Here is a 12,769-nt window from a genome sequence, read left to right as displayed (position 1 = left end):
ACGTGGTGTGCCACGTCGCTGCTTGCAACGGTTGAACGGTTGGTTTCGGTCTGGCCTGCCTTCAGGCTCGATGAAACCGGAAGGCAGGTCTGCCGAAAAGGTGTCAGGCGTCGCCGGGAATTCGCGCGATGACCTTGATTTCAAAATCGAAACCGGCCAGCCAGTTGACGCCGACAGCCGTCCAGTTCGGATAAGGCGCTTCTTCGAAAACCTCGTCCTTCACCTTCATCAGGCTCTCGAACTGGTTTTCCGGGTCCGTGTGGAAGGTCGTGACGTCGACGATATCGTCCAGTCCGCAGCCGGCCGCTTTGAGCACGGCTTGCAGGTTTTCAAAGGCCAGGCGCACTTGATCTTCGTAGTTTGGTTCAGGCGTGCCATCTGCGCGGCTGCCGACCTGACCGGATACAAAAAGAAGGTCGCCGGAGCGAAGAGCGGCCGAGTATTTATGCGTGTCATATAGGGCGTGACGACCTTCCGGAAAAACGGGTTGGCTCTTGGTCATGTTCTGTCCTTTCAGGGTTGGCGCTTCGGTGTGAAACCGGGCTTAACGGGGAGCGCTTATTGAGATACGCTGCGTATGAGAATAACTCACATACGCGCCGTATGTCAATTGGCATACGCGACGTATGCGAATTTGCGAGGTAAGGATGGCGCCTGGAAAACGAGCCGAAATGATGGAGGAAACGCGGGCAAAGCTGATAGCGGCAGGGCGAAAAGCCTTTGCCGAACAGGGCTACGCGGCTGCGTCCATGGATGACCTGACCGCTTCTGTCGGCCTGACGCGCGGCGCGCTTTATCACAATTTCGGAGACAAGAAGGGCCTGCTGCAGGCGGTGGTCAATCAGCTCGATGGCGAAATTGCAGCCGAAGCCAAGGAAGCCGCCAGCCGGCTTGGCGGGAGCGAATGGGAGTCGCTCATGGCAGAAGGCATCGCCTATATCGAGATGGCTCTGAAGCCGGAAGTGCAGCGTATCGTGCTGCTGGACGGACCATCGGTCCTTGGCGATCCGTCACAGTGGCCGAGCCAGAATGTTTGCCTGCAGACAACGACCAGTGCGCTTGAACGTCTGATCGCCGAAGGCCTGGTAAAACCCGTCGACGCGGAAGCCGCTGCGCGGCTTCTGAACGGCGCTGCCTTCAATGCAGCGCTCTGGATTGCGGCAAGCGATGACCCGCAAGCGGACCTGAAGAAGGTGATCGACGCTTTCAAGGTTCTTGGAGAAGGCCTTCTGACGACCCCGCCGGGCTGACATACCACTTGGAAGCAGACACGAAAAAGCCCGCAGCCTTTGAGGGACTGCGGGCTTTTTGCGTCTGGTGTCCGGACCTTAGGCCACGGAGCGCTTGCGGACTTCCTGCAGGAAGGTGCCGACCTGATTGCGCAGCATCGAAGCATTTTCCTTCAGCTGCTGGGCCGAGCTGTCGACCTTTTCCGCGGTGTCGCGGGTGTTTTCGGCAGCCGCTGCAACGGTCTCGATGTTCGTGGTCACTTCAACCGTGCTGCGCGAGGCTTCGGTCGCGTTGCTGGCGATCTCCTGCGTCGCGACGCCTTGCTCTTCCACGGAAGAGGCAATGGACGAGGCGATTTCGTTCATGTTGTTGATGATCTCGGTAACCGAGGAGATGGCACTGGCCGCATGACCGGTCTCATCCTGGATCGCCGTGATCTGGCTGGAGATTTCCTCGGTCGCCTTGGAAGTCTGGGTGGCCAGCTCCTTGACTTCCGCCGCAACGACCGCAAATCCCCTGCCGGCTTCGCCTGCGCGTGCCGCCTCGATGGTCGCGTTAAGCGCCAGGAGGTTGGTCTGCTCGGCGATCGCCTGGATAAGGTTCACGACCTCGCCGATGCGGCTGGCGCTTTCGGAAAGGCCATGCATGCGCTGGTTGGTTGCCTGGGCTTCTCCGGCAGCGCGGGCCGCAATCTCGCTGGAAGACTGCACCTGCCGGCGGATTTCGTTGACCGAGGCCGACAGTTCTTCCGCCGCCGCCGCAACGGTTTCAACGTTGTGGGCTGCCTGGGAGGAGGCGTTGGAAACGCGACCACTCTGTTCCGTGGTCTGTGCCGCGACGCCGGTCATGTCGGCGGAAGCAGCCTGCAGGTTCTGCACGGAGCTGTCGATGATGTTTAGCATTTCCATGATCTGACGATCGAAGTCGCCGCTGAGCTGCTGGATTTCGGCTCCCTTGCGGGCAGCGTCTTCCTGGCTGGAATTCTGCTGCTCTTCAAGCTCGCGCCGGGCAGCTTCGTTGCGGACGAAAACTTCCATGGCGCTTGCCATCTGGCCGATCTCGTCGCCGCGGTCGGTACCGTCGATCGTGATGCTGGTGTTGCCTTCTGCCAGGAGGCTCATGTTGCCGGTCAGAGCCCGCAGCGGGCGGACCGTGTTGCGAACAGCAACAACAGCGATACCGATGGCGATCAGGGCGCCGACCAGGGCCAGGGCGATGATCGCGGTGGCAGCACTCCAGTAGGCTTCGTCGAGGTCGTCAACATAAACCCCCGTGCCGACCATCCAGCCCCACGGCTCGAAGCCGGATCCCCAGCCGTATTTTTCAACCGGAACCTCGCCGTTCGCGCGCGGCCAGTAGTAAAGCAGCGATCCGCCGCCGGCCTTGGCATCCTTGATCAGTTCGGCAACGATCTTGACACCCGTCTGGTCGGAAAAACCAATCATGTTGGTGCCGACCAGCTTGGCGTTCGGGTGGATCAGGTTCATGCCCTGGTAGTCATAGGCGAAGACATAGTTGTCGCCTTCGAACCGGATGGCACCGATGGCGGCGCGGGCTGCGGTCTGCGCTTCCTCGCGGCTCATCTGCCCGCTTTTTTCCAGGCCGTGGTAATAGGCGGCGATTGAAACCGCGCTATCGGAAATTTCCTCGATCTTCTTGAGACGTTCGGCGAACATCGCCGAATAGAGGCTGTTGAGGCTCACCACGCAGATCGCGGCTGTAAACAGCAGGATGGTTGCGATCGGGAGGCTGATCTTCCAGGTAATGGGCCAACGGGCGAAGGACATGGTTAAGTGATTCCTATCGAACTCTGTCCGACAAGATTTCCTCTCAATAATTGACCAAATGCTTAAGAAGACTGCAGATTTATGCCGTTAAAACGATTAAGGCTCCGAAAACTGTCAGACAGTCCGGATTTCTACCAAGTATTAAACCTGTCGTTTTTTACAGGTGTGTCTGAAATTTATCTGCGGGCGCAGAACACATCCCGCAATCCGGGACGGGACCAGGTGGCATTCTGAACCTGGCCCTTCAGCACATGCCCCTGGGATTCGTAATAGAACGTGTTGGCGCTGCCCTGTCTCTGCAGGGTGACTGCGCCATAGCCCATTTCGGCAACGGTCGCGGACTGCATGTCCGGCGAGAACACGACATTCAGATCTATGCCGGCGGTGCAAAGGTAGTCGGCCACATTGGCGCGAGCCGTCTGCTGTTGCTGGAAATTCGGCTGGTTTGAGCCTTCGATGGATCCCGGGGGGACAGGGCCGGACGGGAAATCGTTGCCGGGCTGACCGTCGAAACCGCCACCGTTGGGGGCACCCCAGGTGCCGCCATTATTGTCGAAGCCGTTGTTGCCGAACCCGTTGTTACCAAAGCCGTTGTTACCGGGGGCGCCGAAGTTCGCCGGTCCGTTGATCACGACTTCCCGGTACGGGGTCTTGGTGACGTAAATACCCCGGCATTCGCCACTGGAGCCGCGCACGGTCCAGGCGTGGGAGACATAGGTCTGCTGTTCCAGGATCTGCCCCGGCTCAAGGCGCGCGTAGGGCCGCTCGCCACCGCGGTAATCCACCCAGCTCACCTCGATGGGCTGACGGCTGGCGTTGCGGAACACGATCTGACCAGGCCGGACGGCTTCGACCGACCGCACCCGGCCGGCCTCGGAGCAGGAAAGATCCGAGTTCGCTTCTTCCGCACCGCTGCCGTAGGCATCGTCCGAAACGATCTGCTGAGGCTGGGCGCAGGTGGCAACGAACAGGCGCACCGGGTTGGCGCTGCCTTTCAGGGAAACTTCGTGTGCAGGCAGGCCTTCGACCGCGATCGACAGGGCAGACTGCTTGATCATGGCCTCCCACAGCGGGTCGGTCATTTCAATGTTGACTTCGGGCAGCGACGTGCCGGCTTCATTGGCGCTGGAAGAACCGAAAGCATTGTAGACGCTGTCGAATTCGCCTGCGGAAATGCGCACGGCCTGCGGCATGCCTTCCAGAAGCCCGGCGGGAGCCTGCTGGAACGTGATCTTGGCAAACCCGGACTGGGTGGTGCAATCGGCCCGGAAATCCCGGTCGTCGGTTTGCGCTACGGCGTGCTGAAGCAGCGATGGTGTTCCGGGCTGCGTACCCGGTTCGGCCAGCCACTCGCGCGCCTCGTTCGGGCTTACCAGAACCGGTTCGGAATTGGCGGCACCCGGATAACCGTCACCGGTTACCGTATCGATGTCATCAGGCAGGGAGGCCGTTTCGGTGCCGGGTGCGGAAATCGGGGTATCGACCTGGTCGAGCGGCTTCAGCCCGCCCTCTTCGGCAGGCGGTTTGATTTCCTCAACGGATGGGGTCGATGATCCGTTGGAGTTGGAAGCGGTCTGCTGTCCTTCGGCAGGTCGATCCTGCTGGGAAGACTGTGTTGCCGCCGGAGCATTGGAAACCGGGCCGGCGGCCGTTCCGGAAGTTGTGCCGACGATGCGGGCGACCGCGCCCGGCTTGCCGTCGTTCGAGACGTCGACCACAAGCGTGCCGCCGGAGCAGAAGCTGGCATCCCGATGCAGGACGCGGCTGTTTTCCAGAGTGACCTCAAGCTTGACGTCACAGGGCGGCAACTTGTTGTCGCTGCCCATCGTGTCGATGACCACGCCCTTGTCGTCGCGGCTGATGATCGGCCGGTATTTCTTGTTCACGGTGATGGACCGGATGCCGGGTTGCGGCGGTTCCACGTTGATGCGCACGGTTTCGGGAACCGATTGAGCCTGTGCAGGCAAAGCCGACATCATAAGAACCACGCTGCACGCGGCCAGCAGGCCGGATTTCAGCGCGGGGGTAACAAGAGCATGGGCAGCATCAAGCCGCATAAGCGATCTCCGTGGGAGCGCAGGTTATCACCGTTTGGGAATACTTAGGCAAAGTGGCAGTCTAAGGGCAAGCCCGCAATGGCGGGAAGCCCCGGCTTTCTCAGCGCGGCGCGCGCTTTGCCAGGATCCTTTGCAGGGTTCGGCGGTGCATGTTCAGCCGGCGTGCGGTCTCCGAAACGTTGCGGTCGCAAAGCTCGTACACCCGCTGGATATGCTCCCAGCGGACTCGGTCGGCCGACATCGGATTTTCCGGCGGCTGCGCCTTGTCTTCGGGCTTGCGCGCAAGGGCGGCAACGATATCGTCCGGATCGGCGGGCTTTGCGAGATAGTCGATGGCCCCCAGTTTGACCGCCGTGACCGCAGTGGCAATGTTGCCGTATCCGGTCAGCACGATGGCGCGGGCATCCGGACGGCGCTGGCGAAGCTGTTCGATGACATCAAGACCGTTGCCGTCTTCAAGCCGCATGTCGACAATGGCGAAGGCCGGGGCGTTCTGGGCAATCTTGCCGGCTGCGTCCTGAACACTGTCGGCTGTTTCCGTCGTAAAGCCGCGTTTTTCCATGGCGCGTGCGAGGCGCTGCTGAAACGGCTTGTCGTCGTCAACGATCAGGAGGGTCATGTCCTCCGAACTGTTCAGGGCAGGTGTCTGGTCCGTCATTTGGCTCTACCGGTCTTATTCTTGCGTCTTCTCCTGCACCCCGGATGGATTCACGGGCACAGCATGCATTGTTTGCGCTTTATTGCCGTTATGGGGTGAAAAAGCCGTTTCGTCCACTCTGCCGTCCTGTTCAAACACCTTGCGCGGCCAGCTTACGCGGATATGAGCCCCTGTCTGGGGTGGGGCCGAATTTTCCAGATGCAGCTTGGCACCCGTGCGTTCCAGCAGGGTTTTGGCAATGAAGATGCCAAGACCAAGCCCTCCGCCGGTGCCGCGTTGCGGCGACTTTCCGCCGCGCACGGAAACGTAGGGGTCGCCGATCTTGCCCAGAATTTCGACCGAAAAACCGGGACCGTCGTCCTTGATGGAAATCGAGAGTGTCGTTTCGTCCCAACTGGCGGACACATCGACGCGGGTCTTGGCGAAGTCGACGGCATTTTCCAGCAGGTTGCCAAGTCCGTAACGGATTGCCGCGTTTCGTGTACCCACCGGCTCGGCGCCGGTACCGGACCCGGTGGAGTGGATCGCAACGCCCGTGCCCCGGTGCGGGTCGACCACATCTTCCAGCAGTTGCGACACCGGCATGCGCTGGTAGGTCCGGTCCTCCTCGCTCGACAGGCTCGTGAGCTGACGCAGGATGGACCGGCAGCGCTCGGCCTGTGAGCGGATCAGGTCCACGTCCTCGGCCCTGGGGTCGCTCGCCTCGAATTCGTCCGTCAGTTCCTTGGCCACCAGGTAGATGGTGGCAAGCGGTGTGCCGAGCTCATGCGCGGCCGCGGTTGCCAGTCCGTCAAGCGCGTTGAGATGCTGCTCACGGGCAAGCACGAGTTCGGTTGCCGCAAGCGCATCCGCCATCTGGCGGGCCTCTTCGGCCACCCGGAACGCATAGATCGCCATGAAACCGAGCGTGGAGACGAGTGCTGTCCAGATGCCGACGGAATAGACGATCGGAAGCGAGAAATCGTCGCCCACCGGCCATGGCAGAGGCAGGTGGAAAACCGCAACCAGGCTGGCGCAAACCGTGGCCAGAATACCGAGGATCACCGTGTAACGGGCTGACAGGCCTGTCGCGGACACCATCACCGGCGCCATCAGCAGGAACGCGAATGGATTGCCCAGACCGCCGGTCAGGAACAGAAGCCCGCTCATCTGCAGGATGTCATAGGCAAGCTGCAGGGCTGCGGCGCGTTCCGACAGGCGCATGGCCGAGGGCCAGCGGATCTTCAGGAAGATGTTGAGCCAAGCGGACAGGGCCACCATGGCAAAGGCAGGTCCGGCCGGCGTCGGATAGCCCAGACCGACATGCACGACCAGGAGCGCTGCGGACTGGCCGCCCACGGCAAGCCAGCGCAGGCGCACCAGCGTGTCGAGTTTCAGGCGCCGGTGCGGCAGGGTGATATTGGATGTCGGTTGTTCGTGCATCTGGACTTCTTGGAGAACGGCAACTTCCCTCTTTTGAAGCGGATTCCGGCGGCTGGCAAGGCCGGGGCTCTTGTGCCGACAAGGCGTAAGTGGTAGCCACCCGCTAACACGGCTGTCCGGATCACGCGGGCCGGCGGCCAGCCGGAGGGATTTAATAGCTCTTCATTTCAGATCAGCACCGCGCAACGGAATGAGATGATGACCGACACCAATGACGGCGGCGCGCAGCCGCAGGCGGAGAGCGCAGCAGCGCCGGGTATGCACATCCTTGGCCAGTACATCAAGGACCTGTCTTTCGAAAACCCGAATGCGCCGCGCTCCCTGGCACAGGGCGACCAGCCGAAGCTCGATATCAACGTCAACGTCGGTGCCCAGCAGATCGGTGACGACCAGTTTGAAGTCGTCCTGACCCTGACCGCCAAGGCAGAACGCCCGGACATGGTGATGTTCAACGTCGAGCTGGTCTACGCAGGCCTGTTCAAGATCACCGGCGTGCCGAAAGAGCACATGCATCCGTTCGTGATGATCGAGTGCCCGCGCATGATCTTCCCGTTCGCCCGCAACATCCTTTCCGAAGCGACCCGCAACGGCGGTTTCCCGCCGCTGATGCTCGACCCGATCGATTTCGCTCAGCTCTACCGCCAGAACATGGCCCAGCAGGCCGCTGCCCAGCAGGCGACTGAGCAGAAGCCGAACTAAGGTCGGTCAGACCACAGTTTCACGGAACCCGTCCCGGGCAACCGGGGCGGGTTTTTGTTTGCCCGAAAGACTGTCCGGTCAGACGTGAGGGAAGCGGCCAACAGCAGGTTTCTCACTCCCTGCGGGAGGGCGATCTCGTATCACGCCTCCTCCAGCAGCTCCGCCCAGGTTTTTGGAGTGTCGCCGTTGAGGGGGTTCTTCGCGGAACGCTTGTAGCGAATGGTTTCCATGCGCACGGTTCTGGCGTCGAAGAGGATCATCCGTCCAACCAGCCCCTCGCCCGTTCCGGTCAGCTCCTTCAGCACTTCCATGGCCTGCATGGCGCCAATGATGCCCGTCAGCGCACCCAGAATGCCGGCCTGGGCGCAGGTCGGCAGCAGGCCGTCGCGCGGCTTTTGCGGGAAGAGGCAACGGTAGGTCGGGTTGGCCGTGCCGTCCGGGCCGGTTTCAAAGGGCTTCAAGGTGGTCAACGAGCCGTCGAACTGGCCAACGGCGGCCGTCACCAGCGGTTTTTGCGCAAAGAAACAGGCATCGGACACCAGGTAGCGGGTGTCGAAATTGTCCGACCCGTCCACCACGAGGTCGTAACGGGAAACGAGCTGCATGGCATTGTGGCCGGCAAGGCGGGTGGGGTGCGGCTCGACCTTCACATTGGGGTTCAGTCGCGCAATCGCTTCGGCCGCACTGGCAACCTTGGGCTCACCCAGCTGGTCGGTATCGTGGATCACCTGCCGCTGCAGGTTGGAAAGAGACACCGTGTCGTCGTCGGCAACGCCCAGCGTGCCGACACCGGCGGCTGCCAGATATTGCAGCACCGGCGCGCCGAGGCCGCCGGCACCGATCACCAGCACGCGTGCATTTTTCAGCTTCTGCTGGCCGGCACCACCGATCTCCTGCAGCACGATGTGGCGGGCGTAGCGTTCCAGTTCGGCGGGCGAAAGCATGTCAGGTCCTGTCTGGCTGGTCTCGGGTACACATGGGGGTGGCGGCGGCGGCAGGTCAAGCCCGTACCCGCTCGGGAAATCCGGTCTCCGGCAGGTTTATCCGAGTATCCGGCTGACCAGCCGGGCGGTGTAGTCGACCATCGGGATCACCCTTGCATAATTCAGCCGGGTTGGTCCGATGACACCGAGAACACCGACGATACGCTGGTTGCTGTCCCTGTAGGGCGACACCACCAGGGAGGATCCGGACAGCGAGAACAGGTTGTTCTCCGAGCCGATGAAAATGCGCACCCCGTCGCCCTGTTCGGCAAGACCCAGCAACTGGATAAGATCCTTCTTGCTTTCAAGATCATCGAACAGCAGGCGAATGCGCTCCAGATCCTCAACGGCGTCCAGATCGGTCAGGAGATTGGACCGGCCCCGCACGATCAGCGTGCCCGGATCGGTGGCGCTTTCCCCGCCCCAGACCGCAAGACCCGCATCAATGACCTTCTGGCTCAAGAGATCCAGTTCGGCCTGGTCCGCATCGCGGACCTTTTCCAGTTCGGAGCGGATTTCCGACAGGGTTCTGCCCTTGATCTGGGCATTCAGGTAGTTGCTGGCCTCCACCAGAGCCGAGGACGGCAGGTCACCCGGCAGATCGACAACGCGGTTCTCGACGGACCCGTCTTCACTGACGAGGATCGCCAGGGCCTTCAGCGGTTCGATGCGCACGAATTCGATATGTTTCAGCCGCATGTCCGACTTGTGGGTCAAGACAACGCCGGCGCCCATGGACAGGCCGGACAGCATCTGACTGGCTTCCGTCAGCACCTGCTCGGCCGAATTCGCCTTTTGCGACGCCCGCACCTGGGCATCGATCGCCCGGCGCTCGTCCTGGGTCAGGTCGCCCACTTCCAGAAGGGCATCAACGAAGAACCGAAGCCCGATTTCGGTCGGCAGCCGGCCTGCGCTGGTATGCGGCGAATGCAGCAGGCCCATATGTTCCAGATCAGACATCACGTTGCGGATTGAGGCAGGGGACAGCGAAATGCCGAGCTTGCGCGAAACGTTCCGGGACCCGACGGGTTCGCCGGTCTCCAGATAGGTTTCCACGATCGAACGGAAGATTTCACGGGATCTCTTGTCGAGGTCGCTGAGGCTCAAGGCTTGTTCTCCGAATGTGACCACTCACCGGGGTCGACCGGGCTTTCATCAAAAAGATATAGGCGCAAAAGGGGGCTTGCGTGAAGTATCACAACGCAAGGCCTTTACGGCGAAGGAAGTTGGGGTCTACAAGGCCCCAACGAATACACTGGAGAAACGGCGGTTTTTCCGGAACGAAAGTCGAAAGGGATATGCATGCGTCCGTCCAAACGCGCAGCCGATGAACTCCGTGCGGTCACACTGGAGCGCGGGGTCTCCAAACATGCCGAGGGGTCCTGCCTCGTCAAGTTCGGCGACACCCACGTTTTGTGCACCGCCAGCCTGGAAGAGCGGGTTCCGCCCTGGTTGCGCGGACAGAACCGCGGCTGGGTGACGGCTGAATACGGCATGCTGCCGCGCGCCACGGGCGACCGCATGCGCCGCGAAGCCAGTGCCGGCAAGCAATCCGGCCGGACGCAGGAAATCCAGCGTCTCATCGGCCGGTCGCTGCGCGCCGTCGTCAATCTGGAAGCCCTCGGCGAAAACCAGATCACTGTGGACTGCGACGTCATCCAGGCCGATGGCGGCACCCGCACGGCGTCCATCACCGGCGCCTGGGTTGCCCTGCGCGACTGCATCGAGTGGATGAAGGCCCGTGACATGGTCTCCGGCGAGGTCCTGAAGGATCACATTGCCGCCATTTCCTGCGGCATCTACGAAGGTGCTCCGGTGCTCGACCTCGACTACGCCGAGGACAGCACTGCCGAGACCGACGCCAACTTCGTTCTGACCGGGTCCGGCGGCATCGTCGAAATCCAGGGAACGGCCGAGGGTGCACCGTTCTCCGAAGAAGAATTCGGCAAGCTCATGGGCCTGGCCAAGCTGGGCATCGGCAAGCTGGTCGATCTTCAGAAAATGGCCATTCTCTAAGGGCGCAAACCATGAGCCATCGCAAGCTGGAACCGGGCAAACTGGTTGTCGCAAGCCACAACAAGGGCAAGATCCGCGAGATCAACGAACTGCTTCAGCCTTATGGCTTCGAAGTGATCTCCGCCGGAGAGCTGGACCTGCCGGAACCGGACGAGACAGGTGTCACGTTCGAGGAAAACGCAGCCATCAAGGCCCATGCGGCGGCCAAGGCTTCCCGCTTGCCGGCCCTGGCTGATGACAGCGGCTTCTGCGTTGCGGCACTGAACGGCGATCCGGGCATCTATTCAGCGCGCTGGGCAGGTCCGGACAAGGACTTCGCGATGGCCATGCGCACGATCGAGGAAAAGCTTCAGACCCTGGGCGCAACGACGGACGACAAGCGCCGGGGATCTTTTGTTGCCGTGCTGTGCCTGGCCTGGCCGGACGGCAGCGAAGAGTTCTTCCGCGGCGAGGTCGAGGGACAGATCGTCTGGCCGCCGCGCGGTACGCAGGGCTTCGGCTACGACCCGGTTTTCCAGCCGGATGGCCATGAGCGGACCTTCGGCGAAATGACCTCGGAAGAAAAACACGGCTGGTCAAAGGACGGATCCGCCCTTTCACACAGGGCGCGGGCATTCCAGCTCTTTTCTGCCGGCTGCCTGGAAGGATAAAAAGACGTGACAGGTGTGGGGGCAGCCGAAGGAGGCTTCGGCATTTATATTCATTGGCCGTTCTGCGCGGCCAAATGCCCTTATTGCGACTTCAACTCCCATGTCCGTCACCAGCCGGTCGACCAGGCCCGTTTCGCGGCCGCGTTCGAACGGGAACTCTCTCATTTCGCCGATTTGACGAAGGGCAGGACGGTTCAGTCCGTGTTTCTGGGTGGAGGCACGCCTTCGCTCATGGAACCGGCGACGGTGGACCGTATCCTGAAGGCGGTTTCCGATCGCTGGTCGATGGATGAGAACGTCGAAATCTCGCTGGAGGCCAATCCTTCGTCGGTCGAGGCCGAGCGCTTTCGCGGTTACCGGGCAGCAGGTGTCAACCGGGTCTCGCTGGGCGTGCAGTCGCTCATCGATACGGATCTGAGACTGCTTGGCCGCCTGCATGATGCGCGCACGGCCCGCACCGCCATCGAAACCGCGCGGGCAACCTTCCCGCGCCTGTCGTTCGACCTTATCTATGCCCGGCCGGGTCAGACACTGTCCGGTTGGGAACAGGAACTGAACGAGGCCATCGCGCTCGCCGCCGATCACCTGTCGCTCTACCAGCTCACGATCGAGGAAGGCACGCCCTTCCATACGCTGTTTCACGCCGGCAAGCTGAAGATGCCGGATCAGGATCTCGGCGCCGAATTCTATGAACTGACGCAGGATGTGACCGCCGCTGCCGGTCTGCCCGCCTATGAAGTCTCCAACCACGCCCGTCCGGGCGCCGAATGCCGGCATAACCTCGTCTACTGGCGCTACGGCGATTATGTCGGCGTCGGGCCCGGTGCCCATGGGCGCATCACGGTGGGTGTCAGCAAGCTTGCAACCGCGACCGAGCGCCATCCGGAAACCTGGCTGGAAAATGTCGAAAGCCACGGTCATGCATTGACCGAAAACGCCGGTCTTTCCGAAGAGGAGCAGGGCGACGAATTCCTGCTCATGGGACTACGGTTGACCGAGGGGATCGACCTGAAACGCTACGAGCGTTATGCGAGCCGCTCCATCGATCCGCTTCGTCTGGCAGCCTTGATCGAGCATGGCATGGTGGAAGAAATCGGGGAAAACCGCATTCGCGCAACCCGTGAAGGTTTTTTCGTGCTCGATGCGGTGGTCGCAGATCTGGCCGCCTGAGCCGTTCTGGAACGCCGTTAATATAATGCTACCAAATTGATTTAAATGTTCTATTGGGTCTTTTGCATTGCACAGTGATTTGGTGCGAAAATGTCTT

12 protein-coding genes are annotated in these 12,769 nt (G+C 61.4%); 5 read left to right on the top strand and 7 right to left on the bottom strand.

Annotated elements, in window-relative coordinates; all coding sequences use genetic code 11:
• Window positions 1-103 precede the first annotated feature (103 nt).
• Window positions 104-502 carry a RidA family protein gene (locus J7447_RS20455; RefSeq protein ID WP_031269960.1) on the bottom strand — a complete coding sequence of 133 codons (399 nt, stop codon included), beginning with the start codon at window positions 500-502 and terminating at the stop codon, window positions 104-106.
• 169 nt (window positions 503-671) lie between these two features.
• Here J7447_RS20455 and J7447_RS20450 point away from each other — a divergent pair, with 169 nt between their 5' ends.
• Window positions 672-1,250 (top strand): TetR/AcrR family transcriptional regulator, encoded by a 579-nt coding sequence (locus tag J7447_RS20450; protein WP_286189400.1) that lies wholly within the window; start codon window positions 672-674, stop codon window positions 1,248-1,250.
• 78 nt (window positions 1,251-1,328) lie between these two features.
• Here the strand turns inward: J7447_RS20450 and J7447_RS20445 are convergent, their stop codons facing one another.
• The 4 genes from J7447_RS20445 to J7447_RS20430 form a co-directional block, all read right to left on the bottom strand.
• Window positions 1,329-3,017, bottom strand: coding sequence for a cache domain-containing protein (locus J7447_RS20445; RefSeq protein ID WP_209170739.1), 1,689 nt, complete (start codon window positions 3,015-3,017; stop codon window positions 1,329-1,331).
• Window positions 3,018-3,193: 176 nt separating this feature from the next.
• Window positions 3,194-5,074, bottom strand: a complete 1,881-nt coding sequence (locus J7447_RS20440) for a hypothetical protein (protein ID WP_023002412.1) — start codon at window positions 5,072-5,074, stop codon at window positions 3,194-3,196.
• 100 nt (window positions 5,075-5,174) lie between these two features.
• Complete coding sequence (locus J7447_RS20435; protein ID WP_031269958.1) at window positions 5,175-5,732, bottom strand: ActR/PrrA/RegA family redox response regulator transcription factor; 558 nt, start codon at window positions 5,730-5,732, stop codon at window positions 5,175-5,177.
• A gap of 15 nt (window positions 5,733-5,747) precedes the next feature.
• Entirely contained in the window at window positions 5,748-7,154 is a 1,407-nt protein-coding gene (locus tag J7447_RS20430) for an ActS/PrrB/RegB family redox-sensitive histidine kinase (protein ID WP_023002410.1), read from the bottom strand.
• A 198-nt stretch (window positions 7,155-7,352) separates the two neighbouring features.
• Between J7447_RS20430 and secB the strand changes: the two genes are divergently transcribed.
• Complete coding sequence (gene secB, locus J7447_RS20425) at window positions 7,353-7,853, top strand: protein-export chaperone SecB (RefSeq protein WP_031269955.1); 501 nt, start codon at window positions 7,353-7,355, stop codon at window positions 7,851-7,853.
• Between the two features lie 140 nt (window positions 7,854-7,993).
• Here secB and moeB read toward each other — a convergent pair whose 3' ends face one another.
• Together moeB and hrcA are read right to left on the bottom strand one after the other, a co-directional pair.
• Complete coding sequence (moeB, locus tag J7447_RS20420) at window positions 7,994-8,797, bottom strand: molybdopterin-synthase adenylyltransferase MoeB (protein ID WP_055660309.1); 804 nt, start codon at window positions 8,795-8,797, stop codon at window positions 7,994-7,996.
• Window positions 8,798-8,893: 96 nt separating this feature from the next.
• Window positions 8,894-9,967: a heat-inducible transcriptional repressor HrcA gene (hrcA, locus tag J7447_RS20415; protein ID WP_031269953.1), complete on the bottom strand. Its 1,074-nt coding sequence runs from the start codon at window positions 9,965-9,967 to the stop codon at window positions 8,894-8,896.
• 171 nt (window positions 9,968-10,138) lie between these two features.
• Here hrcA and rph point away from each other — a divergent pair, with 171 nt between their 5' ends.
• The 3 genes from rph to hemW are packed head-to-tail and all read left to right on the top strand — an operon-like array spanning window position 10,139 to window position 12,672.
• On the top strand, window positions 10,139-10,852 hold the full coding sequence (rph, locus tag J7447_RS20410) for a ribonuclease PH (protein ID WP_023002406.1): 714 nt from the start codon (window positions 10,139-10,141) through the stop codon (window positions 10,850-10,852).
• A gap of 11 nt (window positions 10,853-10,863) precedes the next feature.
• Complete coding sequence (rdgB, locus tag J7447_RS20405) at window positions 10,864-11,502, top strand: RdgB/HAM1 family non-canonical purine NTP pyrophosphatase (RefSeq protein ID WP_023002405.1); 639 nt, start codon at window positions 10,864-10,866, stop codon at window positions 11,500-11,502.
• Between the two features lie 15 nt (window positions 11,503-11,517).
• Window positions 11,518-12,672, top strand: coding sequence for a radical SAM family heme chaperone HemW (gene hemW, locus J7447_RS20400; RefSeq protein ID WP_353653811.1), 1,155 nt, complete (start codon window positions 11,518-11,520; stop codon window positions 12,670-12,672).
• The last annotated feature ends 97 nt before the right edge of the window (window positions 12,673-12,769 follow it).

It is taken from the genome of Labrenzia sp. R5_0, from assembly GCF_017743835.1.
In the GTDB taxonomy this organism is placed as follows: Bacteria; Pseudomonadota; Alphaproteobacteria; order Rhizobiales; family Stappiaceae; genus Roseibium; species Roseibium algicola.
The sequence above is the reverse complement of the archived record's forward strand: the minus strand, read 5'-3'. Positions and strand labels throughout refer to the sequence as shown.